18 protein-coding genes are annotated in these 25,652 nt (G+C 49.1%); 11 read left to right on the plus strand and 7 right to left on the minus strand.

From position 1 onward, the window contains the following. Nucleotides 1-108: 108 nt before the first annotated feature. The 6 genes from ACWIZX_RS02715 to ACWIZX_RS02740 all read right to left on the minus strand — a co-directional run bounded on the left by ACWIZX_RS02715 (nucleotide 109) and on the right by ACWIZX_RS02740 (nucleotide 13,196). Complete coding sequence (locus ACWIZX_RS02715) at nucleotides 109-2,799, minus strand: tetratricopeptide repeat protein (protein ID WP_448334729.1); 2,691 nt, start codon at nucleotides 2,797-2,799, stop codon at nucleotides 109-111. Continuing rightward, nucleotides 2,790-8,219: a tetratricopeptide repeat protein gene (locus tag ACWIZX_RS02720; protein WP_448334730.1), complete on the minus strand. Its 5,430-nt coding sequence runs from the start codon at nucleotides 8,217-8,219 to the stop codon at nucleotides 2,790-2,792. The genes ACWIZX_RS02715 and ACWIZX_RS02720 overlap by 10 nt, the downstream gene beginning before the upstream one ends. Before the next feature lie 49 nt (nucleotides 8,220-8,268). Continuing rightward, entirely contained in the window at nucleotides 8,269-8,598 is a 330-nt protein-coding gene (locus ACWIZX_RS02725) for a hypothetical protein (protein ID WP_448334731.1), read from the minus strand. 61 nt (nucleotides 8,599-8,659) lie between these two features. Beyond that, nucleotides 8,660-9,835, minus strand: coding sequence for a sigma-54-dependent transcriptional regulator (locus tag ACWIZX_RS02730; RefSeq protein WP_448334732.1), 1,176 nt, complete (start codon nucleotides 9,833-9,835; stop codon nucleotides 8,660-8,662). Nucleotides 9,836-9,837: 2 nt separating this feature from the next. Then, the gene (locus ACWIZX_RS02735; protein WP_448334733.1) at nucleotides 9,838-11,793 is read right to left on the minus strand and encodes an ATP-binding protein; all 1,956 of its coding nucleotides are present in this window, start codon (nucleotides 11,791-11,793) and stop codon (nucleotides 9,838-9,840) included. 2 nt (nucleotides 11,794-11,795) lie between these two features. Continuing rightward, the gene (locus ACWIZX_RS02740; protein ID WP_322793230.1) at nucleotides 11,796-13,196 is read right to left on the minus strand and encodes an RNA polymerase factor sigma-54; all 1,401 of its coding nucleotides are present in this window, start codon (nucleotides 13,194-13,196) and stop codon (nucleotides 11,796-11,798) included. A 111-nt stretch (nucleotides 13,197-13,307) separates the two neighbouring features. Between ACWIZX_RS02740 and trmFO the strand changes: the two genes are divergently transcribed. Genes trmFO through ACWIZX_RS02770 form a run of 6 tightly spaced genes read left to right on the plus strand, consistent with a single transcriptional unit; the run spans nucleotide 13,308 to nucleotide 19,612 of the window. Further along, nucleotides 13,308-14,672 (plus strand): methylenetetrahydrofolate--tRNA-(uracil(54)-C(5))-methyltransferase (FADH(2)-oxidizing) TrmFO, encoded by a 1,365-nt coding sequence (gene trmFO, locus ACWIZX_RS02745; protein WP_448334734.1) that lies wholly within the window; start codon nucleotides 13,308-13,310, stop codon nucleotides 14,670-14,672. Further along, nucleotides 14,669-15,565: a M28 family peptidase gene (locus ACWIZX_RS02750; protein ID WP_322793232.1), complete on the plus strand. Its 897-nt coding sequence runs from the start codon at nucleotides 14,669-14,671 to the stop codon at nucleotides 15,563-15,565. The genes trmFO and ACWIZX_RS02750 overlap by 4 nt, the downstream gene beginning before the upstream one ends. Before the next feature lie 40 nt (nucleotides 15,566-15,605). After that, on the plus strand, nucleotides 15,606-16,856 hold the full coding sequence (locus ACWIZX_RS02755; protein WP_448334735.1) for a sensor histidine kinase: 1,251 nt from the start codon (nucleotides 15,606-15,608) through the stop codon (nucleotides 16,854-16,856). After that, nucleotides 16,843-18,030, plus strand: coding sequence for an LL-diaminopimelate aminotransferase (locus ACWIZX_RS02760; protein ID WP_322793234.1), 1,188 nt, complete (start codon nucleotides 16,843-16,845; stop codon nucleotides 18,028-18,030). Before ACWIZX_RS02755 ends, ACWIZX_RS02760 begins: the two co-directional genes overlap by 14 nt. Nucleotides 18,031-18,050: 20 nt before the next feature. Beyond that, nucleotides 18,051-19,394, plus strand: coding sequence for a GTPase HflX (gene hflX / locus ACWIZX_RS02765; RefSeq protein ID WP_448334736.1), 1,344 nt, complete (start codon nucleotides 18,051-18,053; stop codon nucleotides 19,392-19,394). Nucleotides 19,395-19,402: 8 nt separating this feature from the next. Then, nucleotides 19,403-19,612: a hypothetical protein gene (locus ACWIZX_RS02770; protein WP_322793236.1), complete on the plus strand. Its 210-nt coding sequence runs from the start codon at nucleotides 19,403-19,405 to the stop codon at nucleotides 19,610-19,612. A gap of 62 nt (nucleotides 19,613-19,674) precedes the next feature. On the opposite strand, the gene rpmF is transcribed toward ACWIZX_RS02770, so the two are convergent. Beyond that, complete coding sequence (rpmF, locus tag ACWIZX_RS02775) at nucleotides 19,675-19,872, minus strand: 50S ribosomal protein L32 (protein ID WP_322793237.1); 198 nt, start codon at nucleotides 19,870-19,872, stop codon at nucleotides 19,675-19,677. 216 nt (nucleotides 19,873-20,088) lie between these two features. Between rpmF and secD the strand changes: the two genes are divergently transcribed. From secD to ACWIZX_RS02800, 5 genes are all read left to right on the plus strand, one after another. Then, on the plus strand, nucleotides 20,089-21,426 hold the full coding sequence (gene secD, locus ACWIZX_RS02780) for a protein translocase subunit SecD (RefSeq protein ID WP_322793238.1): 1,338 nt from the start codon (nucleotides 20,089-20,091) through the stop codon (nucleotides 21,424-21,426). Nucleotides 21,427-21,437: 11 nt separating this feature from the next. Continuing rightward, entirely contained in the window at nucleotides 21,438-22,376 is a 939-nt protein-coding gene (secF, locus tag ACWIZX_RS02785; protein WP_448334737.1) for a protein translocase subunit SecF, read from the plus strand. Between the two features lie 112 nt (nucleotides 22,377-22,488). After that, nucleotides 22,489-23,880, plus strand: coding sequence for an MFS transporter (locus ACWIZX_RS02790; RefSeq protein WP_448334738.1), 1,392 nt, complete (start codon nucleotides 22,489-22,491; stop codon nucleotides 23,878-23,880). A 153-nt stretch (nucleotides 23,881-24,033) separates the two neighbouring features. Then, nucleotides 24,034-25,059 (plus strand): NAD-dependent epimerase/dehydratase family protein, encoded by a 1,026-nt coding sequence (locus tag ACWIZX_RS02795; protein ID WP_322793241.1) that lies wholly within the window; start codon nucleotides 24,034-24,036, stop codon nucleotides 25,057-25,059. 17 nt (nucleotides 25,060-25,076) lie between these two features. Further along, nucleotides 25,077-25,625 (plus strand): hypothetical protein, encoded by a 549-nt coding sequence (locus ACWIZX_RS02800; RefSeq protein WP_322793242.1) that lies wholly within the window; start codon nucleotides 25,077-25,079, stop codon nucleotides 25,623-25,625. Nucleotides 25,626-25,652: the final 27 nt, after the last annotated feature.

The raw sequence follows: 25,652 nt of genomic DNA on the forward strand, positions 1-25,652 counted from the left end.
ATACAGGAACACCGACAAGGAATCAACAATTCACCCGCTAGCCAAAAGCAAAGGGATGTATCCGAATGGATACACCCCCTGCCACAAAGATAGGAGCAATGGGAAAAATTAGCGGGAAACACTCATTTTCAGCAATTTTCCATCTCGGTTAAGGGTTACACGTGCATAATGAACGTGGGTGTGTCCGCCAAAGACAATTTTCTTTTGAAAAATAACCACCCGGCGATTGGTCAATGTATTTCCACGTTCAGTCTCCAATTTACCTTTCTCTCCAGTTCCATTCGGGTCGGCAGCAACCTTCTGCAAGCGATAACGCACTTCCGCCAGGTCCAAACCCGGCAAATAGGCTTCGACCGCAGCCTTGGCTTGTTGCACCAGATCTTCCTTGCTGATGTTCATTTCACCATCACCATTGGCATGGTCACTGACCGTTTTCACCGCCCAATGGGTGCGACTGCGAACAAATTTTTTGGCCTCAACCGGCTGGGAATCGGCATACGCCAGCGGATCACCATATAGAACAAATGAAATCAGGGTCTTTTGATCTTCGCCATCCAGAAAGCCCTGCCTTTTATTCATCTCACGCGCCATAGCAATTTTGGCCTGCACCAATGCATCACCGGCAGAATATCCTTCCGCTATTGCTTTCCAGAATAGGTTTGCCAGCAGGTCTGCACCGACCAGCGGAGGGCTAACTGCACCATAAGCAATGCCAGTCGAGCCAACCACTGCCCTCGTGCCAATTGAAAGAAATCGAAGAGCAAGCGAGGTATTTTCTTCTTTGTCCACAATATATCCGCCGTAACAGGCCTCGCTAAAAACGATGCGCGGCGAATGACCATTTTTGGGCAAGTCAGCCAGAGTCAGGGCAACGGGATATTCCGACCCGTTCCAACTTTCACGCGGATCACGCTGTCCATACCATTCAGCAGTTTCGGATAAACCGTGCAGGTTATAGAAGCCCAAATCGGAGCGCACCAGTTTTTCAGCGTCAAAGGTGCGCGTTTCATGCGGTGGAGAAACCAGAACAGCAGTTTCTGAACTGACCGGTTTAAAACTGGCTACCGAAGAACGTTTCCATACGGCTGCAGTGTAACCAAAACGATCCTTATTTGGCAGTGAGGGCTGCCCCCGCCGAAACAAGAAAATCCAGCGCAACAAATCCAGAATGAGCCGGTCCGGTTTGATGGTCTTTTTGTTTTTTTTGTTCTTCAGATGATATTGAACTGCATTGCGCAATTGCTGAAGAAGCAGACCCGCATCACTGCCCTTTTCACCGGGCAGCCGGCCGACCGGCCACTCAGGGATAAAGTAATTCGAATCCAGCGTGCTGTATGGATTATCAGAGAGCACCTCTTCATCCGAGTCGTCCGTCGGGTTTGGCAGACGGTGAAATGGAACGACATCCGGGCCGCCGACAATCAACAAAGCCCCGATCCGCCCGCCCTTTTTTGCCAACGCCTGATCCAAATCTGCCAGCGAAAGCTTCATTTTCCAGGGATCATTTCCGGAAATCGTGGACATCCCCAATTTACCGGTACACTCAAGATCGTCCGGGTAAAAGACAATCGCGCCCCACCCCGCCCGCTGACGAATGGCTTCCGCCAAACGATTCATCTCCTGATTCAGCACCTGTGCTGTCTGTTCACCATATTTTGCACGCAGACCGCTGCGGGAAGAAAAAATTACATAAATTGGGAAGCGTCCATCCGCTTTTACGATCCCCGGAGACTTGAGACTTTTGGCAAGTTTTTCAAATTCCTGTTCGGTTTCCTTCAACCATGCCGGTGTCTTTTTCTGCAGCCGTTCAAAGCGGGGAGAATCAATTTCCTGCCCATGTTCTGGTGATTTGCTTTCAGATTGATTTTCAGGGTTATGGCTATGCGCAGTTTCTTTTTCCTCTTCTAATTCAAATGTTTCTTTTTCTTCTTCCACAGGCTGCTTTTGCCCCACCTCCGGCAGTTCACCGCCCGCAGCGGCCAGGCGATTCCAGCCCAATTTACCGGCAATTCCTGCCGGAATTGGCACGCCGAATGAAATTTCATGTCGAACCGGCCACAACGGCAAATAGGGATGATTTTCACCCCACCAGCGTTTACTCACCTGTCCGGTAGAATCTTCTGCTGCACATTGATGCAGCAATTGCACAGCCTCAGTTTCGCTTCCGGCGATCAATTGCCCTTCTGCTAACCCCAGCCGAAAGACCAAACACTCCGGCCAGCGCTGATGATACAATTCGCAAAACCGCAGCACACCCGCAGAATCGCCGAACAGTCGCAGCAATTTTATATGGTAAATGGCTGCAAGTATCTCATCCTGGTTCAATGCAAGGGCCTGATAAATGTTTACCTCGGCCGTTGACAGGTCATTTTCCTGCAACGCCTTGTGAGCATTCCGTAAAATAATCGCCCAACCCGGCATGGATTGCGAAACATCCAGTCGTTCTCCCAGAATATATACCCGGATGGTGGTCGTTTTAGCCTGCTCATCATTGATCCGGGCATACCAGGCAGCAAGCAGTTTTTGTGCGCGCAAATCCTCCGGATCAAGACGGGCTATTTTCTCCAGTATGGTAATGGCTTGAGCAATTTTATTCTCGTGAAAAAACAATTCACCCAGAAGGGTGTTGACCTCCAGGTCGCCGGGATAAGCCGTTAACCAGGAAAGGATAAGCTGGCGGGCAAAACGCAATTCGCCGCTTTCAAAGGCACTTTCGATTAACAAAAGTGCCGTGCCGCGATTAAGTCTTCCTTTCGCAATAAGTGCTGCATCTCCAAGATCGTTTCGCTCTACAGGCATGATTTTGCCTCCTGTCCGTGATGAACCAGATTGAGTGCAATGATTGCGCCAAGTTGGCGGCGAATGTTGACATCCTCAGGAGCCAGTTCGGCTGCTTTTCGGAGCATGACTTCAGCCCCCGGATAGTCTTTCCCATCGCGCAAGACCAGCGCCGAATAGTAATAAGGACGATAATCTTGTGAATTGATCTGAATAGCCTGTTGATAGATCTCCAGCGCTTTACTGAATTCCCGTCGGCCACTGTACACCTCGGCCAGTTTCAGATAGGTTTCCAAATGGCTGGGCTGCAGCCGAACGGCTTCACTGAGGTGTAAGACTGCTCGATCCAGTTGCCCCTGATCCTTGAATACGTCAGCCAGCAGGCGGTGAATCTCCACATTTTGCGGATTGAGTTTCAATGCCTGCAAGGCGCTTTGTTCCGCCAGTTTAATTTTTCCCGTTTTCATACAGGTTTGAGCAAAGTACCACAAAATTTGCTCATTCTGGGGGTATTCAACAACCAGCTTTTGCAGCAAATCCTGCGCCGCTGATGCTCCCTGTAATTCCCCAATCAGGCGTGCACGCTCAAACTTTAATTCCCACTCTGAAGGGATCTCTTCAATCGCCCGGTTGAGTTCCGTCAGGGCATCTCGCAGTTGACCCTGTCGAATCAGGATTTTCACCGCCAGTAAGCGCGTACCCGCTTCAAATGGAGCGACTTTTTCAGCCTGCCGCGTAAAATACAAGGCTTTATTTTCATCACCCAATCGTAAAGCGATTTCTCCGGCGGTTATCCACGCTTTACCATTGGTTTCATCCAATTCAGTTGCTTTTTCGGCTGCCCTCAAGGCTGCTTTATCATCACCACACCCTTTTAGGCCCATCGCCAAAAGCAGCCACACTTCACTTCGTTCCGCATATGAACCGATTACACTCTGCAGCAACTGAACCGCCTGATCGGCATAACCATGTTCTAAATCATGCTGCACAAGGCGTATTAGCAATTCATAATCATTCGGATTCAACTGGAACGCTTTTTCAAGGTGCTGGCCACAGATTTCTGTTTCTCCACATCGCTCAGCGAGATCGGCAGCCCATATATGCCAATTGATTTCATTGCCCCAAATACCGAGCGCTACCTCAATCGCCTCAAATGCCTGTGCATAATCCTCGTTCTTCTGGGCAATTCTGGCCAAAACGGCTTGATAGACGGGATGGAAAGGCGCCTGTTCCACTGCGCTACGAGCAAAATCTAAGGCTCGCTGGCTGTCTTCCTCTTCCCAAACCAGCGCCGCCAGCACTTGCACCAGGGGATGTTGTCGCCAAATTTCAGCCATTTGCATCGCACCGGTGGGGTTATTACCACGTAAATGTGCCTCTACAAGCCACGCGAAATCCTCGTCTGTTAGGGCAAAAGAGCTCAAATCCCGAATGTGCTGATGATCAGCGTGGAGCAAAGCCTCTGCCCGCGCCATCCAGTGATCCAACGACCGTGCACGGGTCAGCAGGCCGGCCTTTTCGAGTAATTCTTTGGCCTGTTGCTGTACCGCGGCGAATTTGTTTGACTTGAGAGCATGGTTAACCACTCCCAAAACCTGCAACAGCCTTTGCCATTCCAGTCCACGAATCAAACCGCGCGCTAAGCTGAGGTAAGCAATGGGTTCATTTTCATGCTCTTGAAGGTATTTTTCGGCTAGTTGCAACCCCCGCTGCCAATCCAACAAGTCAAAAGCAGTTTCTGCCAGGGTAAGCAGCACACCGGCCAACCACTCCTTCCTTTCGGGGAGATTGGTTTCCGCCTCTACATCACTCCAGACCTGTTGGAATTCACTCATTGCATCCGCAAATTTACCCATTTTGGCTTTCAAACGGCTGCGGACGGCTTTCAAGTGAAGATGTTGTGGTTTATGCGCCAATCCCCTCTGGATAGTCTTCTCCGCTTCCCCAAAATTGCCAGCTTCAATATAGTTTTCCGCCTGAAATGCGTGTAAACTTGCCAGCCATTCTGCTTCTTCCTCGCTGGTAAAGCTGGTGAAGCACCCTGCAGAGTGATTTTGCTCAACCACATCTGTAATTCGACCCAACCGCTCGGGTTGAAGCAACCGGTGGGCCAGACTGGCAACCTGAAATGCCATTTCCAATGAGGTCGGGCAAAGTTGCAGGGCACTCTCGGCATGATAGAGCGCCAGATTTAATTCACCCGATTCAACACATAACGGAACAAAAAAGCGATGAACCGAGTATGCGGTTGGCTGTTCATACCCCCAGATTTGGCTGTCTGCTAATGCTTCATCGGTTAGTGACCCCTCTGGCTGGCTTTCACAAATCCGCAAAGCCTTTTCCAGAGAAGCAATCGCTGCCTGAGGGCGCTGCATCCATTTTTGTATTTCACTTTGCAATATATAAGCCTCGGCGGCGTTGGGATTGATCATGAGAGCCGTTTGTAATGCCTGGTTGGCTGCCTCAACCTCCCCGGCCCGCCAATGCAGCAGAGCCAGATGAAAATGCTGGAAATAATTCGGTGCAACCATCAAACGGATGGCCTTTTCTAAAGCCTCTCTGGTCAGTTCCAAATCCCCGATTTTAAGCGCAATCTCAGCAATGGTTTCCAATTGATCCGGCATAATACTTTCAATGCACAACAACCGCTTCAATTCTTCGCCCGCAGCCGCTTCTTTCCCAATTTTCATCCACAGTTTAGCCAGTTTCAAAGCATAGCCAACTTCCTGTGGATAGAGTTGTGTCAAGGTCTGAGCAGCTTCGATACTCTGCTCGGTTTCGTTCAATCGCTCCATTAAGTCCGCAAACCAAATCAAAGAATCCACATTGTTTGGTTGTAGCTTCCTGACCTGTTGTGCGACTTCATAAGCCGACTCAAGCAGGTTTAGCCGGCAGTACACTTCTGCCAACAGCTGCTTGACCTCCATATTTTCGGGACGAGCCTGACTGGCGTTTTGTAACGCAGCCAGAGCCATTTCATTCTCACCAGAATGAAATGCAATTAATCCAAGACCGGATTGAATTCTCCAATGCCATTCTGGTAAATTGGCCTGTTCACTTTCAATCAACCGTTGAAATCCAGCTAAGGCTTGATCCCACTCCTGTAAAACCAAATGAATTTCGGACTTCAGTAAAAGCGCTTCAAAATGATCGGGGACTTCTTTCAAGACGCGCTGCAGTGCCTTTTGGGCCTTTACCAATAACCCAACAGGCAAGTTTTGATGCGCCAGTTGCCGTTTTAACTCAATTCCATTCAACAGCACTTTTGCATATTCCACAAACCATGCTAAGTTTGCGCCTTCAAATTGCAGAGCCACTTCTAGTACAGAAAGACCTTCCTCCATTTCTCCGTCTCGAAGTAATATTCCGGCATGTTCATAAGCCAGCTGCGGATGAGCCGGCCATTTCAAACGAGCAGTTTCCGCAACTTCCAGCGCCTCTTTATCATGTCCAAGCGAGACCAGGGCTTGAATCAAAGCCAACGCCACCTCATCAGATTCGGGCGCTAAGCGGGCAGACTGTTTCAAATAGGGCAGCGCCTCAGCAGATAATCCGTTCGCCAGACAGGCCTTGCCCAATGCCAGATGCAATTCCGCGGAGTCGGGCACATTCAATAAAGCTGCCCGTAAGGTTTCCAATGCCCGTTGAGGTTCTCCGGTTTGGGTGTACAAATGAGCAAGTTCAAGCCATGGTCTGGCATCTTCCGGCGTGAGCAAGGTGGCTTTACTCAAGCTGGCATGGGCTTCTTCCAGTTTTCCCTGACCAAATTGAGCCAATCCCAGTAAGGTGTAAGCTCTACCCTGTTCATCATCTTTTTCAATGATTCTCTGGCAGGTCTGCACCGCAAGCTCAAAATTCTTTCCTCCAATGGCACAGGTGACCAGGTTCAACTGGTCTTCAATGGACGAATCACCAAAACGATCGAGGATTTCCCGACGGATATTCAGGGCTGATTCCCAATCATTGCGCTCCTCAAGAATTTTTGCATACGTCCGATAGTGTTCCGGGTTCATCTCTTCTAACAAAATGGCTTCCCGAATGAGCTGGATTGCAGTGTCATCCTGACCCAACCGGTGAGCAAGTTGGGCAGTCCATGTTAGCAGGGAAACATCCTTCACCCGCTGTTGAAGATAAATTTGAGCCACTTCAAGCGCTTCCTGATACAAACTCAGGTTTTCCAGAATTTCCAGCAATTCGAAGGGACTGTAGTCGAAAACAAACTGGCCGCCCGGTAATATCTCCTCATTTTGTTGCTGTTTCAACCACTCCCGGATCGCCTCTTTGACCACTCCTCGTTTCCCCTGTTTTTCTCCCAGCGAGGCATCTTTTCCCTTCATGAACACCTGAACAAGGAGGGGTAAATTAGAATCGCTCAACCGCCGTAAAAGAGAAAGCGGAGGTTTGAGCCACACGGCTTCCTCCATCAAAGTTTCTGGCAGGGGCTGAGAACTGAGCAAAGGCTCAATTTCATCCCACAACATCTCGGTTATTTTGGGATCAGGGTTTACAATCGAAATCAATTGGAGAGTTGTTCCACCCAACCAATGCTGCAACAAATTTTTTGAACGACTCAAGAACAATTCCGATTGAGCGGGATGACCGGCAATCTGATGCAGGGTGGCCGTCCATTGCAACTCCAAAGCCTCTCCAGCCAGCTCGACCCACGATTTTTGGTGGAGTGAATCCAAATCAAAACCGGACAAACTGCCCGTTTTCAAACGACCCTCCCGCAAAATCTGATTAGCCAACCACCCAGCCAGTTCAGATTCATCGTATCTCTTCAAAAATACCAGCCATTCAACCTGTAGAGGTAGCGGTATCTCTGCAATCATCATTGCAAACAAACGTTTGGTTTCTTCTTCCCCCAAAGGATTACCCAGCAGAATGTGAGTGATCCATGCTTTGGAAAGGGAAAAATCTTCTTTGCTCAGCAAGGCTTTCAGCAAGTCTTCCTGATCCGGCGTCATCCCAAACAGGCACAACAGCGGTGTCTTCCACAAATCAATCAAAGCATTTTTACTTTTTAGATTGAAGGACTTCATTTCATCCATCAACCCCACCCATGTTTGGGTCTTACGCCTTCGCTCGCGCAAAGCCAGCGCAATCAAACCCGCTTCTCGCAGATCATGAGGTTTTGAGGTATTGCGCAATAGGTTTTCAAAGGTTTCTAACGCCTTTTTTCGGATGGAGGGCTCCACAGAAGGAAAATGATCGCCTTGCAGCGCAGCCAGATCCATGCGGCTGTTCAAAATTCTCAAAGCAAGGTTTGCCGGCTGCCATAACTCTGCAGACCGAAGATTGCTGGCTAACCCACTTATTGTTGAGGGTTGCTGAAGGGCTTCCCAAACCAGAGGGTCTCTTTTTAATGCTGAAAACACAACCGGCACTTCCTCCAGCGGCAAACAGGTTCTCAATAATTCAAGAAGATCTGCTGATGGCATAGGGAGCTCCTTATAATCAATTTCGGAAAAGTTGGGGGTTGGTGAAAGGCTATTGGATTTGGAAGGCAAGCCCAAAGGCTGCCGCAATCATTAACATACCGGCAATGACCAGAAATACTCCAATGCCTGCAGATGTGCGAACCAGCTGGTTGAGTGATTCGACCAGACTGGAAGCGTTACCCACCAGTCCAGCAATTTCTTCAGCAATCCCTTTTTGCGCCAGTCGGGCAGTTTGTTCAGCGATTCGCTTGATTTCTCCGCCCAGAACCCGACTGACCAGCACAATCACGCCGATTAACCACATGATTACACCCAACGCAAGGGCTACCCCGGCTGTGGTCAGCAAGAAATCGTTTTTGGTCATTTCAAAAATCATCATACCCTTCCTCCCATGAATCTCTGCTGGAAGGGTATGATGCAAGAATTGTGCCAGACGCAATTTATCCGTTCAGGCGGGAGATGTCCGCCGGTAAATCCGGCAGGTCAATGGCTCGGCTTTCGCAAAATAGCATGGCGCGTTCAATCGCATGACTCAATTCACGGATATTTCCGGGCCAATCGTAAGCCATGAGCGCCTGCATCGCCCGCGGGGTAATATCATCCACGTTCACCCCCAGTTTTGCTTTGTATTGACGGATGAAAAACCCCACCAGTTCAGGAATATCCATTTTTCTATCGCGAAGGGGGGGCAAATGTAAATCAACCACTTTCAGGCGGTAATACAAATCCTGCCGGAAACTGCCCTCCTGAATCATTTCTTTCAAATTACGATTGGAGGCTGCCAATACCTGAACATCCACCTGAATCAAATTTGTGCCACCCACCCGCCGGAAAGCGTGCTCCTCAATTGCCCGCAGTAATTTAGCCTGAATATCCAGCGGCATAGAAGAAATCTCATCCAAAAATAAAATTCCGCCATCTGCCACTTCCATCAAACCATTTTTACGTCGTTCAGCGCTGGTAAATGCCCCCGCTTCGTAACCAAATAATTCTGACTCAAGCACGGTGGGTTGAATTGCAGCGCAATTAATGGCAATAAACGGTTTATTGGAACGCGGCCCTGTGCTGTGAATAAAACGAGCAAGCACCTCTTTGCCCGAACCAGTCTCTCCGGTAATTAAAACCGAAACCTGAGCCTGGGCAGCTTTCTGTGCCTGACTCAGCAGCGACTCCATGGATGGAGTCTTGCCAACCACAAAAGAAATACTTTGTTTTTGACTCTGGCGCAGGTGAGCCAGTTCCCTTCGCATCTGCACAATTTCACAGGCGCGGACGATGGAGTTTTCCAGCTGGGTTAATTGAATGGGTTTGGTCAGAAAATCATGGGCGCCGTTTTTCATCGCATCCACAGCCATATCAATATCCCCATGGGCTGTGATGATGATGATCGGCGGACGATAGGGCATATTCTGCATCTCGTACAGCAGGCTTGGCCCATAACCATCCGGGAGCGATACATCCAAAAGAACCACATCACCATTTCCCCGTTGCAGGCAGGTGCGGGCATCATTCAGCGTTGGTACCCCGATCACTTCATACCCCAGCGGAGTTAAGTAATCGGAGATATTTTTCCTTGCATTGGCTTCGTCATCAACAACAAGAATGGTTATCGACATGATTATGCTTCCTCGCAGGCAGGTAGAAAAATACGGAATACGGTACCACCGGGGTAGCTATTGAATGTAATGCTTCCTCGATGGGCAGTTACAATGCGTTTTGTAATGGATAATCCCAAGCCTGTACCGCTGGCTTTTGTGGTGACAAAAGGTTCAAAGATTTTTTCGCGAATATCATCCGGAATACCGGGGCCATTATCCGAGATAGCAACTTCAAGATGAGGATGACTGGATACAAGCGTTGAAAGGCTGACCCGCACGCTTAGAATGCCGCCATTATCCCTCATGGCGTCAATCGCATTGCTGATCAGGTTATTGAAAACCTGATCCAATGCCCGCCAGTCGCCCTTAACCGGTGGTAATTTTTCAGCCGGCTGATAGATATGCTTGATGTTCAATCGCTCCATGCGGGGACGCCAGCGATCCAGAATACGCTTGATTAATTGGGGAATGTCCACCAATTCTTGTTTGGGTTCATAAGGTTTTGCGTAGCTCTTCAAGGCTTCCATCTGGTGATGGAGCCGCTCACAATCGCTTTCCATCCGCTTGATCAGGTCCTGAAGGGAATTTTCACTCGCCAATCGGCGCGAAAGAATTTGTAAGCCGGTTGAAATATTGTTAATTGGGTTAAGCACTTCGTGGGCAAAAACGCCCATAAATTCCCCCAAAAATGCCCGTTGTTCTAACTGGCGAGACTGAGCCAGAATTTGCTCATGTTCGCTGATATCCCGCACCAGAATAGCAGCCCCCGTCAATTGACCCTTGTCTTGAATCGGAAGAATTTTCACATCTGCTGCGAAGGTTTGCCCATTTCGGCGATGCAGGGTAATATTTTCCAGCACAGAGGATACTTTGGTCGAGATTACATTCGCAAGTGCCGGTAAAAACCGGTCGGCCGTGATTAGAATGTTTTCTATGCGCTCTCCCTGAACCTCGCTGCGTGTGTAACCAAATAAAAATTCTGCAGCCGGGTTGATTTCGATAATCACCGATTCCGGGTCAACAACCATGACCCCTTCTTGAACTTCTTCATACACTGAAGAGTACAACTGAAGCGCAAATTCTCTCCGCGCTGATTCTCTTCTCAGGTTTTCCTCCAATACTGAACGACTGAACACTTGAGAAATATAAACTGCCAGAACTTCAATAGTTTCCAGTAAAAAGGGCGGGGGCTGAGGTTCCATTCCACCCACTACGATCAGCCCCTCCAAAGCATTTTCTCCTCCAATGGCAACACTGGCAACATAGCCAACACCGGCGATCCTTGCAGAACGATGTAAATGAGTGGTCATCCGCTTTCCCGGGGTCCATAACTGCGGTGTGGGTAATCGAATCAGGTCGGTGGAAGGTAAGGTATCGGGGAAGAGAGTTAATTCTTCGAGGCTGATTAACTTTCTTAACTCGGGAAACTCTGCACTGGCATGATAGATACAAATCAGATTGGTTTCAAACAAATTTCTCAAGATATCCAATAATTTTTGGATTGTAAGGAGCCAATCATCCGATGAATTTTCGACAATCCGGGGGATTTGCTGGAATGTCGTCAGTAATCTCTTTTGCCAGCTACCGCTCAGAAATTGAAGATCGCTCTGCGAGACTATCTTTAGAACCAGATATCCGGTTGGTTGATCCAAAACACTTTTTCGGATTTCCACCGGGATGTTCAACCGATTGCGGGTTTTTAATAAACCCATAGCACTTTCTGCCGTTAAAATCTCTTCCAAATCGGGATTTTCCAAAAGAGACTCTAATTTCTCGTTGATAATCTCTTGCATGGAGTAGGCCGAAAGCACCAGAAACGCACTGTTTGCCAGAAGGATACGGTTACCCTCCGGGTCATATACCAGCGCCGGTTCAGAGATCAATTCCAGTAAATTTTGAATTGCCCCGATAGTTTCAACCTTATTAATCTTGTTACCAAATAACGCCTGAATTGGACGACTGATTACATCTCTCATACCTAAACCTGATTGAGCCTGCGTAAATGGGCAGGGAGGATGCCTTCCATTGCCCGATACTTGGCAACTGTGCGGCGGGCAACTTCATAACCTTGTTGGGCAAGCATACAAGCCAGTTGAGAATCGCTCAATGGATTTTTTTCTTTCGAAATGATTTCTCGTAATGCCGTTCGCACATTTAGACTGCGGTCGAAGAAATTTGCCAGTGGAATGATTTTTTTATTGGGCAGTTGAACGGTTTTATTCGAAACCGCCCGTGAAATCGTAGATTCATGGACACCCAGTTCCTCAGCGAGCGAAGCGCGGGTCAGGGGTTTAATATAACGATCGCCGTAGATGATAAATTCCCGTTGAATACTGACCACCCTTTGCAATAATCGCTGCATGGTAAAGTTCCTCTGCTGCAAGCATTTTACAAACAATGCCGCGCGTTCCAGGTCATTCTTCATTCCCAAACGGGTTTCCTCATTGGCGAGGCGTGCAGCTTGACGAAAGAGAGGATTGACTCTCAAATACCCGCGAATCGGCAAAATAATCTCAACAACCAATGGATTCTCGGGTGAATTGTTCAAATAACTGATGATGATATCCGGGTGGTAGTACACCTCGCCGGCTTTGGGTGAAGGATTTCTGACATCCCCCCAATGTGCCCGCGCAGGAAATGGATTTAAGTTTTCCCCAATGAAACGTACTGTTTCGTGAACCTGATGCTGTGATACATTCAATTTTCGGGCAATTTCGGCATATTGACGATGGGTTAACATTTCCATCGCTTCTGCAATAATTCGGCGGGCTAATTGCGGAGTGGGTTTGCTTTCATCCAAAACATCCAGTTGAACCAATAGGGCTTCCTGCGGATTGGCAGAACCAACACCTACCGGCTCAGCCCGTTGGATGAGTTGCTTGATGCGCATCACCCTGGATAGTGGAACGTGAAAATATTGTGCAATTTCGACCGGTGCGATGGTTAAGAAACCATCCTCATCTAAGTGGGTTAAGAAAAATGCCGCAATGCGGCGTTCCTCTCCTTCCAACTCAACCGCAATCTGACGCAAAATATAAACAGGTAACTCTTCTACAATGGGAGAAACTGGTTCATCGGCAATCAAATCTGCACTTGACCCGCCAGAGGAGTAAAACTCTTCACGTGGCGAAACAAAAACTACCGGCTCATCCGCCTGCATACTCATCGGACGACTGCAAACCGGGCATTCACCCTGCCCGGGCAGCACCCGATGACAGGTTGGACAGCGGCGTTCTTCCACCAGTTCCAACGCCGGGTTGGTCAATTCCTGCTGAATTTGCTGGTAAAGTTCCCCCACCGTCTGGTTCAGGAGGGTCATTGTTTGCGTCAGATGTGCGGTGGTTACCGTTCGGATACTGGGACTCTGGATTTGAAACATGATTTCTCCCTGCTCCATTAGAAGAGTATACTGATCAAGTGCAAATGGTGCAAGTTTTATGCCAGAGCAATTTGCTTCAAGCGTGGTAGAATTTGCTTTTGGAAGCGTAGAATGAAACAGATTACCGTTATTGGTGGTGGATTGGCTGGCAGTGAAGCTGCCTGGCAGGCAGCCGAATTGGGCTGCGAGGTCTTTCTCTATGAAATGAGGCCGGAAATCCCGACGGGGGCACATGTCACCGGTTTTCTGGCAGAACTGGTCTGTTCCAATTCGCTGGGTTCCAATCTGGTTGACCGCGCTTCCGGCTTGCTGAAAGAAGAGATTCGTCAGTTTGGCTCCTTACTGCTCCGATGTGCCGAAGCAACCGCCTTGCCGGCTGGCGGAGCATTGGCGGTTGACCGCGAAGCCTTTGCCCGATTGGTTACCGAGCGCATCACCAGCCATCCGCGTATTCATCTCATCCGTCAGGAAGTAACCACCATTCCAGAAGGTATTGTGATCATTGCCAGCGGCCCTCTTACATCCCCTGCTCTGGCTGATGCCATCCAGAGTCTTAGCGGTGAAAATCGCCTTTATTTTTACGATGCTATTGCCCCTATCATCCACGTCGACTCGATTGATTTTTCGATTGCTTTTAAAGCCTCACGTTATGGGATTGGTGAAGAAGACGAAGGAGATTATATTAATTGCCCTCTAACCCGAGACGAATATTTTGCCTTTCTGGATGCCCTGCGTGCTGCCCAACGGATTCCCCTGCGCGAGTTCGAAAAGGATATCGAAACCGGCGTCCGCGCTGGAATGGACCGCTTCTTTGAAGGCTGTCTGCCTGTTGAAATTCTTGCCCAACGCGGTGATCTGGCGCTGGCTTACGGCCCCATGCGGCCGGTAGGTCTGAAAGACCCGCGCACTGGCAAACGCCCATTTGCTGTTGTACAACTTAGACAGGATAACCTGACAGCCACCCTCTACAATATGGTAGGGTTTCAAACCAACCTCACTTTTCCAGAACAGAAACGGGTTTTCCGCATGATTCCCGGCCTGCAAAACGCCGAATTTGTTCGCTACGGGCAAATGCACCGAAATACTTTCATCGCATCGCCATTATTGCTCCATCCCACCTTGCAAACCCGTCAGCGGGAAACGCTTTTCTTTGCCGGACAAATTACAGGAGTGGAAGGTTACATGGGCAATATCGCTACTGGCCTGCTGGCTGGCATCAACGCGGCCCGACTGGCTGAAGGACAACCGCCCTTCACTCTGCCCCGCACCACCATGCTGGGTGCACTGTGTCATTATGTTACCCACGCATCCATGAAAGATTTTCAGCCAATGAAAGCCAATTTTGGCATACTGCCCGAACTGTCAGAATCAGTCAAAGGTAAGCGTGCCCGCGCCCAGGCGCATGTTGAGCGCTCGCTGCGGGATTTAGGAATCTTTTTTGAAGAATGTGGGGTTAAAACACCAATAAACCCATGAAAAAATCTCCCCTCTTCTCTCTCGGCTTATTGATACTATTGTTAACTTTGGGGTTGTTCATCAGCACCCACTTTGGGGGTAATCCTTCAACGGTTTACCGCTTCAATAAAAACCGCGCCTTCAAAGATGTGGAAGTGCAATTGTCCTTTGGACCGCGTACTCCCGGCAGCACGGCCCATCAACAGACCATCGAATATATTGCTGAACAAACCCAAAATGCCGGCTGGCAGGTAGAATTACACCAAACCCAACGCCTGGGACACCCCATTACAAATGTGATTGCCAGGCGTCCCAATCCTGGTGGGAAACAGATCATCATTGGGGCTCACTTCGATTCGCGTTTCTACAGTGATCAGGATGAGGATTCTTCTCAGCGCTCTCAACCCGTTCCCGGTGCAAACGATGGCGCTTCGGGTGTTGCCGTCCTCCTGGAACTTGCCCGCAGTCTGCCAAGCAATCTTCCGGTGGAAATCTGGCTGGTATTTTTTGATGCTGAGGACCAGGGTAACATTAGCGGCTGGGATTGGATTCTGGGTTCAAGTGCTTTTGTCGAAGAAATTCCTATCAACCCCGCTGCTGTGGTGATTCTGGATATGATCGGAGATGCCGATTTAAACATATATCTCGAAAGGAACTCAAATCCTCAACTCTCCGGTCAAATTTGGGAAACTGCCCGTGAATTGGGCTTTGAAAAGTATTTTATCCCGCAGTATAAATACAGTATTCTCGATGATCACACACCTTTTTTGGAGAGAGGGTTTCCGGCAGTTGATGTCATTGACTTTGATTATCCCTACTGGCATACCCGTCAGGATACCCTTGACAAAGTTTCGGCAGAAAGTTTAGGAATCGTTGGAGAAACGATTCACCGCTGGTTAACCACTTACGAATAACACTTGGATAAAAATCAGAAAATAGCATAAACTTAACCTAATGAGCGAAGTCGAACTTTTGAGAACCATTCAACCCATCTGGGTTAACCGCGTTGTTCAATCCATGGCCCGCGGAGCGGGTTTGCGCGAAGACCTGCGGATACAGGCTGAGTCTTTTTTCACCAAACTTGAGCAGGCTCTTGAAACCGGCGATCCCGCATGGCTGGACCCCATCCTCACCGATTGGTCGCTCTCATTAACCCTCACCGATTTAGAAGTGAGTGCCAGCAGCGTATTGAAATTCACGATCTTGCTCCAGCAAATTACCATCGAAACCTGTCAGGAAGTCCTCGACGATCATCAAGCGCTGTTGATGATCACCACCTTGCTGCCGATTTTTCATTACATCATTGAAAAAAGCGCGCAACTGGAGATGGAAGCCAAAGTCAGTCACCTGACCGCTCAGCTGGAGCAAACCCGTCAGAATCTGGAAAAACTGGACAAGAGCAAATCCGACTTCATTGCGGTTGCCGCGCATGAATTAAAAACTCCTCTTACGCTGATCGAGGGTTATACCGCCATGCTTCGCGAAATGCTTGAGCAGCAAAACGGCATAAACCACTACCTCACCATGGTAGATGGCATTTCCAATGGCGCACGCCGGCTGCGTACAATCATTGATGACATGATTGATGTTTCTTTGATTGATAACCGCTTGCTGAGCTTAAACATCCAACCCGTATGGATCAATCGGCTGCTGCAACTGCTTCAAGCCGAATTACAATCCGCTCTGCAAGAACGCCATCAAACCCTCATCATCCAATCCTTTCCCGGCGTTGATGAATTAACCTTTGCAGATCCCGAAAGACTTTTACAGGTTTTTCGGAATGTGTTGGTTAATGCCATAAAATTTACTCCCGATCACGGCAAAATTACCATCAATGGACGAAAATTACCGGGATTTATTGAAGTATCCATTACCGATGAAGGAATCGGGATTGATGCAGAAGATCAGTTAATCATTTTTGAAAAATTTTCCCGCATTGGCAATGTTGCACTCCATTCCAGCGGAAAAACCAAATTTAAAGGCGGTGGACCCGGCTTGGGATTACATATTGCCAAAGGAATTATTGAAGCGCACGGTGGTGCGATTTGGGTTGAATCCAATGGCTATGATGAAGAAAAATGCCCGGGTTCAACCTTCCACATACTCGTACCACATCACCTTGAACCACCGGATATGAAAACCGCGCGTTTATTTGCCTCTTTATTAACCCCCTCAACCAAGACTGGTGCCTATGAATCAGAATAAGTCCATTTCCCGCCCGGCAGAGCGAATTGCATCGTTCAAGCCCTATTATTTCGCCAGCCTGAGCCAAAAAATCACGGAGCTTAAAGCGCTTGGCATGGACGTGATCCGGATTGATATGGGATCACCCGATCTCCCCCCAGCAGATTTTATTACAGATGCTTTAATCTCAACCGCCCGCCGCCCGGATGCTCACGGCTATACTCCCAACGGAGGCACGCTTGCCTTCCGCAGAGCGATTGCGGCCTACTATGCCAACCGTTTTCAAGTAGATTTGGACCCGCAAAAAGAAACCATAGCTCTCCTTGGGTCAAAAGAAGGGATTTTCAACCTCAGCCAGGTATGTATCAACCCGGGCGAGATTGTACTGGTGCCCAACCCTGGCTATCCGGTCTATCAGTCCAGCACATTGATCGCCGGAGGGCAGATTTATCCCATGCCTCTGCTCCATGAAAACCATTATCTCCCTGATCTGGATGCCATCCCCGAATGGGTGTTGGAACAAGCCCGATTGATGTGGCTGAACTACCCCAACAACCCCACCGGTGCCGTTGCGCCGCTTGCTTTCTTTGAAAAAGCCGTTGAAATCGCTAAAAAGTATCAGATATTAATCGCCCACGATGCGCCCTATGTGGATATCTGCTACGATGGCTATAAAGCGCCCAGTATCTTGCAGGTAGCGGGTGCCAAAGAGGTCGCTATTGAGTTCAATTCGTTATCAAAAACCTACAACATGGCAGGCTGGCGATTAGGCATGGCTGTTGGTAACTCAGAGGTAATCCGCTACTTGCACACCTACAAAAGTCAGGTGGATTCATCTCACTTTGAGGCGATTTTACAGGCCGGCATCCTTGCCCTCACCGGAGATCAGTCCTGGCTGGAGGAACGCAATCAAATCTACCAACACCGGCGGGATATTGCCCTGCATGGCTTACGCGAAGCCGGTTTCCGCGTAGAGACGCCTCCCGCAGCAATCTATATTTGGGCTCACCTTCCTCAAGGTTATACCGATAGCACTGCCTTTTGTTCTCAGTTATTAGAAGAAGTCGGTGTTAGCGTTACACCGGGTGTCGTTTACGGTAAATACGGCGAGGGATACATCCGCATATCTCTGGGTGTTTCCACCGATCGCTTGAAAGAAGCCGTTGAACGGATCAAAAACTGGTTAAGAAAGTAGAAAGAGAAAAAACTACCTGAATGTCAAAAAAAATTGCTGAGCCAACCCAACCGCCGCGTGAACGCGCCATCCTTGTCGGAGTTGATTTGACCGGCGAACCGGGCTTACTTCCATTAGAAGACTCCCTGGCAGAGCTGGCTTTGCTGGCTCAGACCGCCGATGTGGAAATCCTGGGTGAAATTACCCAACGGTTGGAAAAACCGAATCCGGATACTTTTATTGGTTCGGGTAAAGTTGAAGAAATCAAAATGCTGGTGGAGGAAACTCAAGCCGACCTGGTCATCTTCGACATTGAACTTTCTCCCCGCCACCAGCGAGAACTGGAAGAGCGTTTTGGTGATCAGGTGCGAGTTATTGACCGAACAGCGTTGATACTGGATATTTTCGCACGTCACGCTAACACCCGTGAGGGTATCTTACAGGTCGAACTGGCTTATTATGAATACCGTCTGCCGCGCCTGACCAGAGCGTGGACACACCTTGCCCGTCAGGCCGGCGGTGGTGGGGGCCGAACCGGCTCAAGCGGCGGAGTTGGTCTGCGTGGCCCCGGTGAAACCCAGCTGGAAGTTGACCGACGCGAAATCCGCCGACGCATTGCCCGCCTCAAGGAAGAATTGGAAAAAGTACGCGCTCACCGCCAGCGGTATCGCGAGCAGCGCCGCCGCTCCAATATTCCCATTGTAGCCCTGGTGGGCTACACCAATGCCGGCAAGTCCACCCTGCTGAACACGCTCGCCGGGGCGGATGTATATGTTGCCGATCAGTTGTTCGCCACACTCGACCCGACCACCCGGCGTGTGGAATTGCCTGGCGGACACACTGTGCTTTTCACGGATACGGTTGGTTTCATCCAAAAATTACCCACCCAGTTAATTGCCGCTTTCCGTGCAACGCTGGAAGAAATTACCGAAGCCGATCTGTTGGTTCATGTTCTGGATGTTACTCATCCCAATGCGTGGGAACAATGGAAAGCTGTTCAACAGACTCTTTTAGAGATTGGCTGCGAGGATATCCCCACCATTACAGCCCTCAATAAAGTAGACCGCCTGTCAGATACCGAATTAATTCGGAACGCATTGAGTCGATTCACCAGCTCGGTAGCAATCTCCGCAAAAACCGGGGAAGGTCTCCCCAATTTACTTCGTGAAGTTGAGAATATCCTGTTTGAAAACTTTGCTGCCGTCACAGTGTACATCCCCTATCGGGAAGGTCAACTGATTGCCCAGTTCCATGAGTTCGGAAAAGTGGAAGAGAGTCAGCCTTTTGGGGAGTATATTAAAATCAAAGGCTCTTTACCGGGTCGTTTACTGACTGCCTACCGTCCATATATGAAGCGCCCCACCCCGGCAAAAAACGAGGTTTAATATTCAGCATGCTAGAAAGTCTCTCGCATTTTCTGGATAAGGTTTCTTCTTTCCTTGCTAACCGTAAAGGGTTGCTGCCGTTGATTGGCCTGGTCTTGATTCTGGTCAATTTTATTTTGCAATTTGTCGCGGCTGGCTGGCTGGTGGAGAGTAACTTGTTCCTGCATCTTGGTTTGCTGTTGGCTATCATCGGGTTTATGCTTGCCTGGGCGCTCTAATAAGCAGAAAAAGGCTGCCCGTTTCGGCAGCCTTTTCTCATATTCGTTAATCAGGCTTCGACTTACTTCTTTTTCTCGGCCTTTTCCATACTGATAATTTCACGACCCTGATAATAACCGCAATTGGGGCAAACTGTATGCGGCAGGCGCATCTCACCACACTGGCTGCATTGCACCAGATTGGCGTTTTGCAGAGCGTCGTGCGCTCGCCGCCGGTCCCGCCGTCCTTTTGAAAGTTTCCGCTTTGGAAGTGGTACCATTCCGTTACTCCTATCTTCACTAGCCAGTTTTCGGCAAATTTCCAATTCAAAAAGCCGCCCTATTGTACCTTCACCCATTAAGAACTGTCAAGTAAAAATTCCAAAATCGCTCATTGAAGTAAGCCGTGTCCCTACCAAACCTGCACCAATGGGAGTATAATCTCCCCCATCGCCAGCGGAGCGCTGGCATTTGCATGAATCGGAGGCCTGGCATTAATGAATCGTCGTCTTGTCAATTTGATCCTCATCATTCTAATTTTTGCTCTGGCGGTCTGGGTAGATTTACCAAACAACCCGGGAATTAAAATCGGTTCTTTCGAGAAAAAACTGGAAGCGGTGCTTGGCTTGGACCTGCGCGGTGGAATGCAGGTAATTTTGAGCGTCCCCCCGGAAATCGCCGTGACCCAGCAAAACCTGCAGGATGCAGCCACTATTCTGGAAAATCGCTCCAATGCGCTGGGTGTCAGTGAAGTGGTTTTCCAGACAGCTGGTGAGCGAATCATCGTTGGTGAATTTCCCGGCGCTACGGACGCCGAAGAGGTCATCAATCCCATTCGTCAGGTTGGGCAGCTGGAATTTGTGGACACGGGGAATACCCCATTACCACCCGGCACCGAGATTTTAACAGACTTTGGGCTGGCAGAACCGGTCACCGAACCCACCGAGGAAAATGGCAAAATTCGCTACCATACCATCCTTACCGGCAAGGACTTAAAATCGGTTGGTGTTGTCCGCGGTCAGCTCAATGAGTATGAAGTTGCCATTGAATTCAATCCGGATGCCGGTAAAATTTTTGAAGAATGGACAACCCAAAATGTTGGCAAATATCTGACCATTGTTCTGGACAAAAAGGTTATCTCTTCACCGGTTATTGAACAACCGATCAAGGATGGTCAGGGCGTCATTCGGGGTGGTTTCACTGCCGAAAGCGCCAATTCGCTGGCGGTTCAATTGCGCTATGGTTCGCTGCCAATTCCGCTGAATATCGAACAGATTCGTGTCATCGGGCCTACCCTGGGTCAGGATTCACTGGAAAAATCCCTGATCGCCGGTCTAATCGGCTTCTCCATAGTCATGTTATTCATGGCAATTTACTACCGCGTGCCCGGTTTGGTGGCTGATTTGGCGCTGGTTTTCTACGCCCTGGTAACCTTTGCAATTTTCAAAATCATCCCGGTTACACTTACCCTGCCGGGCATTGCCGGTTTCCTGCTCAGCACCGGTGCGGCCCTGGATGCCAATATTCTCATCTTTGAACGCTTGAAAGAAGAACTGCGTAACGGACGAACTATTCGACAGGCCATTGATCTCGGCTGGCGGCGCGCCTGGCCCTCCATCCGCGATTCAAACATTGCTGCGCTCATCACCAGTGGTATCCTGTTCTGGTTCGGCTCGGCCTTCGGCGCCAGTTTTGTCAAGGGTTTCGCCCTCACACTGGCGCTGGGAGTAGCAGTCAGCCTTTTCACGGCTTTGTTTGTCACTCGCACATTGTTGGGCTTGTTCCTTGAATCCATCAAGGAACCTGAAAAACGCCCCGAATTATTCGGAATATAGAGGCAACCACGATGTTAGACATTCTTGGAAAACGCTACTACTTCTTTGCTCTTTCTCTGCTGGTGATTTTGCCCGGCTTGATCATTTTAGCCATCAATGGCTTGCCGCTGGCGATTGACTTCAGCGGCGGCACCATTCTTGAGCTCCAGTTCCCGACAACCAACTTGCCTCCTACCGAGGAAGTGGTACAAATTTATAATGAATTGGGTTTTCGCGAAGTTCAGGTTCAAACCGCAGCCGGTCCGTCCGGTCAGCGTGATATTCTGGTCATCCGCTCTCCTTTCATGGATGAAGAGGCCAAGAACAAAGTTGTCAATACAATGGAAGAAAGATTTGGGGTTGAGCAAATTAACGTAAACCGCTTTGACAGCGTTGGGCCGGTCATTGCTGCTCAGGTTACCAACCGGGCTGCCCTTGCCGTCGCCGTGGCTGCACTGGCAGTAGTCCTTTATATCACCTACGCCTTCCGCGGCATTCCTCATGCCTTTCGCTATGGGGTGTGCGCGATCATCGCCATGATTCATGATATCCTGGTGGTTTTCAGCATTACCGGCATCGGATCGGTTTTGTGGGGTTGGCAGATGGACTCTTTATTCCTGACCGCCCTGCTGACCGTTATTGGTTTTTCTACACAGGACAAAATCGTGGTGTTTGACCGCATCCGTGAAAACAGTTCATTCTTACGCAAACTACCCTTTGAAAAACTGGCCAACCACTCCATTATTCAAACTCTGCAGCGCTCAATCAATACCCAGTTAATGACGGTGGAGTTTATGCTGCTTGCACTGGCATTGTTTGGTGGTGTAACCCTGCGGGAATTTGCGATCATCTTGCTGGTCGGTCTGTTCAGCGGGACGTACTCTTCGATCTTTGTGGCTGCGCCTATTTTGGTTGTGTGGGAAAACAAAGAATGGCGCACGTGGTTCCGCAAGCAAAATGCCAGCGCCTGATTTCCTGACGGGGAGTCTTGAAATTCCTTGAAAGAGTCTAGACAGGGTTTCGGAAATTCTTCGAAACCCTGTTTTTTTTCAAACTCAACATCAGATCGAACGGAGTCACTGGATGGAAACCACAACCATTGAAGAACGAATCCCATGGAAAAGTCGCATTTGGATTTCGTTGGCCGATTCATCCGTTGCAATGATGCAAACCATTGTTGGCGGAGGCGCTTTAACCTATTACTTTACACGTGTTCGTGGTCTGGACCCGAATCTTGCCGGCCTTGTCTGGTTGCTTTTCGGCATCTGGAACGCCGTGAATGACCCTTTGTTCGGGTTTATCAGCGATCGTACCAAATCTAAACTGGGGCGGCGGCGACCTTACATCCGCTACGGCGCACCTATACTGACCCTCGGATTCATCTTCCTGTGGCTGGATCTACCCACCTCGCAGGGAGTCATGTTTTTTCAATTGCTGATCGGCTTGTTTGTTTACGATATTCTTTACACCGCCATTGCCACCAGCATTTATATCATGCCCTATGAAATGGCGGTTTCCAACAAAGCCCGCAGCAGTATTTTTATCTGGAAGATTATCTTCATGATCTTTCCAAATGTTCTGCCTTTTGTCATTGCTGCAATTCAACCCGGACCGGGAGATGACCCCACCAACTATCGTATTCTTCTGATGGGCATGGCCATTTTCCTTGGGTTGATTGTATTCCTCAGTACCTTCTTTTATGAAGAAAAAGTGTTTACACAACAGGAAGAGCAGTTTCCCTTCCTGAAATCTCTCAAAGAGAGTTTTTTGAATTTCGCTTTCGTTATCTTTCTGGTCGTCAGTTTTACGGTCATTTACATTCAAACCAGCCTGATGCAGGGGGTTGCCTATTACTTCGATGAAATCATGATGACACCCTTGCCGCTTTATCTCGGACTGGCAGCCGGGATTGTGTTTGGCATTTGGTTCTGGATCCGCAAGCGCGATCCGTGGGGAGTGAAAACCTGTGTGAGAGTTTGGCTGGCAGCATTTGCGGCAGGTTGCTTAATCATGCTGCTTGGCGGTAAGTTGCTGATTCCAGCCGTAATCGGATTTTTCCTGATCGGTGTCGGTTTTGCCGGTGGAATGTACCTCATCCCGATTATGAATGGGGATGTCATTGATTATGACGAACAGCGCACCGGACTGCGCCGCGAAGGAATGTATGCCGGCATTAATAGTCTGGTCACCAAACCGGCCATCAGCCTTGCTCAGGCAGCATTCTTGTGGATTTTGCAGGCAAATGGCTATGACCCTCTCTTAACCAAAGGGCTGCAATCTCCACAGGCGGAAAACGGCATATTACTGGCATGGATGCTGATTCCGGCAATCCTGTTGACCATCAGCTGGCTGACGATGCGTTGGTATCCCCTGGCCGGAAAACAGTGGGACGAAATCAAACAACAGCTTTCCGTGATACACGAAGAAAAAGAACGACTGGCATTGCAAAAATTACATGCCAAAACAGCTGACTAACCCCTTGCAGTTGAAAATGATGACGTTTGTAAGGTGACAGGTTGAACTTAACCGATACAATTAAGATGTGACTGAAGAATAACCTTTCAGTCTTTTGATCAATTTGCCAGTTTCTATCCCATCCAATCCCTTCCCGGAGAAAGCGAGAATCCCATGCGCAAAGAAGTGGTTTTAATCACCGGCGCGAACGGTGAAATCGGTCATGGCTTGATCACTCATCTTGGCAGAGAAGGCAAAGTGGATATTGTTGCTTTGGATGTTCAGCCGCTGGATGAATCCCTGCGACCTTACTGCCTGCGTGCTATTCAGGGTGATATTCTGGACGGCATGTTGCTCGGCAGACTGGTGGCTGAGTTCGAAATCCGCACCATTTATCATTTGGCTTCCATCCTATCCACCAAAGCAGAATACAATCCTGAAGCTGCTCACCGCGTCAATGTGGAAGGCACGCTTAATCTCTTACGACTGGCAGTAGAACAGTCGGCATGGCAGGGCAGACCGGTCAAATTTCTGTACCCATCTTCCATCGCCGCCTACGGTTTACCCGATTTAGAAACCAAACACAGCGCCGGAAAAATTAAAGAGTGGATGTGGCTTGAACCGACCACAATGTACGGCTGCAACAAACTGTATTGCGAACATCTTGGCCGGTACTACACCCGTTATTACCGCCAGCTGGCAGCCGATCATACCCCCAACACCATTGATTTTCGCTGTATTCGTTTTCCCGGCTTAATCAGTGCAGATACAATTCCAACCGGCGGCACTAGCGATTATGGCCCGGAGATGCTCCACCATGCTGCTCAGGGAATTCCATATACCTGTTTTGTTCGCCCGGACACCTGTTTACCATTCATGGCAATGCCCGATGCGGTTCGTTCGCTGTTAATGCTGGAAAGCGCCCCCAAAGAAAATCTGAAGCATCTGGTATACAATGTAACCAGTTTCAGCCTCACCGCTCAGGAAATTTATGAGATTGTGATCAAGGCTTTTCCAAAAGCCCAGGTTACCTTCAATCCACACCCCAGCCGGCAGGCTATTGTGGATTCATGGCCGGCGGATGTGGATGACAATGCCGCCCGAAAGGACTGGAACTGGTCTCCAGAATATGATAAGGAACGGGCTTTCAACGAATATCTCATCCCGGCCATCAAAGAGCGCTATTCAGTCAGGGTTTAGATCTGCCGGAGGACCTGATGAACGCCTCAGAAAAAATCACCCTTACTCCTGCAGCCGATGAAAAAGTCATTCCATTGATGGTGTATATCCCCGGCAGATTGATCTGGGGAGAGGCAGTCGTCAAAGAAGCCATTCGGGTCAGCACTTGGTTGAGAACGAATGTTGCTCCTGAAGTTTTGACACTTTTCAATGCAAAAATATTAATTCCCACTGCAGGGGCGAAACTGAAACCGATTTCCCATCCCGAATTGAGTATCTTTGTCACTCAGATCCTTGCCTATCATCTCATACCTCCCCATCAGGAACCACCCGACTTCGACCCCACCGAGCCAAATCGGGTCATGGAACCGGTCACTCTTTGGGTGGACACTTTTCGATTTGAAGGACATCTGCGCCTTTCAGCGCTTTCGTCGGTGAGAAAATATCTGGACGTTACCCGCGAGGCATTTACCTCGCTATACGATGTAGAGATTTCCAATCCTCTCCTTCCGGAGATGGGAAGCTTGAAAGTGCCTTACTTGATTGTCAGGCAAAATATGGTGTTATACGGTAAAAAAGCCGGTTAGCAGGTAAATTTTTTTTGCACTTCTCGC

It is taken from the genome of Bellilinea sp., assembly GCF_053501535.1.

Excerpts from the sequence above, each read along its gene's own strand:
- ACWIZX_RS02715 (WP_448334729.1), bottom strand. The coding sequence starts at position 2,799 with ATGCCTGTAGAGCGAAACGATCTTGGAGATGCAGCACTTATTGCGAAA.
- ACWIZX_RS02720 (WP_448334730.1), bottom strand. The coding sequence starts at position 8,219 with ATGCCATCAGCAGATCTTCTTGAATTATTGAGAACCTGTTTGCCGCTG.
- ACWIZX_RS02725 (WP_448334731.1), bottom strand. The coding sequence starts at position 8,598 with ATGATGATTTTTGAAATGACCAAAAACGATTTCTTGCTGACCACAGCC.
- ACWIZX_RS02730 (WP_448334732.1), bottom strand. The coding sequence starts at position 9,835 with ATGTCGATAACCATTCTTGTTGTTGATGACGAAGCCAATGCAAGGAAA.
- ACWIZX_RS02735 (WP_448334733.1), bottom strand. The coding sequence starts at position 11,793 with ATGAGAGATGTAATCAGTCGTCCAATTCAGGCGTTATTTGGTAACAAG.
- ACWIZX_RS02740 (WP_322793230.1), bottom strand. The coding sequence starts at position 13,196 with ATGTTTCAAATCCAGAGTCCCAGTATCCGAACGGTAACCACCGCACAT.
- trmFO (WP_448334734.1), top strand. The coding sequence starts at position 13,308 with ATGAAACAGATTACCGTTATTGGTGGTGGATTGGCTGGCAGTGAAGCT.
- ACWIZX_RS02750 (WP_322793232.1), top strand. The coding sequence starts at position 14,669 with ATGAAAAAATCTCCCCTCTTCTCTCTCGGCTTATTGATACTATTGTTA.
- ACWIZX_RS02755 (WP_448334735.1), top strand. The coding sequence starts at position 15,606 with ATGAGCGAAGTCGAACTTTTGAGAACCATTCAACCCATCTGGGTTAAC.
- ACWIZX_RS02760 (WP_322793234.1), top strand. The coding sequence starts at position 16,843 with ATGAATCAGAATAAGTCCATTTCCCGCCCGGCAGAGCGAATTGCATCG.
- hflX (WP_448334736.1), top strand. The coding sequence starts at position 18,051 with ATGTCAAAAAAAATTGCTGAGCCAACCCAACCGCCGCGTGAACGCGCC.
- ACWIZX_RS02770 (WP_322793236.1), top strand. The coding sequence starts at position 19,403 with ATGCTAGAAAGTCTCTCGCATTTTCTGGATAAGGTTTCTTCTTTCCTT.
- rpmF (WP_322793237.1), bottom strand. The coding sequence starts at position 19,872 with ATGGTACCACTTCCAAAGCGGAAACTTTCAAAAGGACGGCGGGACCGG.
- secD (WP_322793238.1), top strand. The coding sequence starts at position 20,089 with ATGAATCGTCGTCTTGTCAATTTGATCCTCATCATTCTAATTTTTGCT.
- secF (WP_448334737.1), top strand. The coding sequence starts at position 21,438 with ATGTTAGACATTCTTGGAAAACGCTACTACTTCTTTGCTCTTTCTCTG.
- ACWIZX_RS02790 (WP_448334738.1), top strand. The coding sequence starts at position 22,489 with ATGGAAACCACAACCATTGAAGAACGAATCCCATGGAAAAGTCGCATT.
- ACWIZX_RS02795 (WP_322793241.1), top strand. The coding sequence starts at position 24,034 with ATGCGCAAAGAAGTGGTTTTAATCACCGGCGCGAACGGTGAAATCGGT.
- ACWIZX_RS02800 (WP_322793242.1), top strand. The coding sequence starts at position 25,077 with ATGAACGCCTCAGAAAAAATCACCCTTACTCCTGCAGCCGATGAAAAA.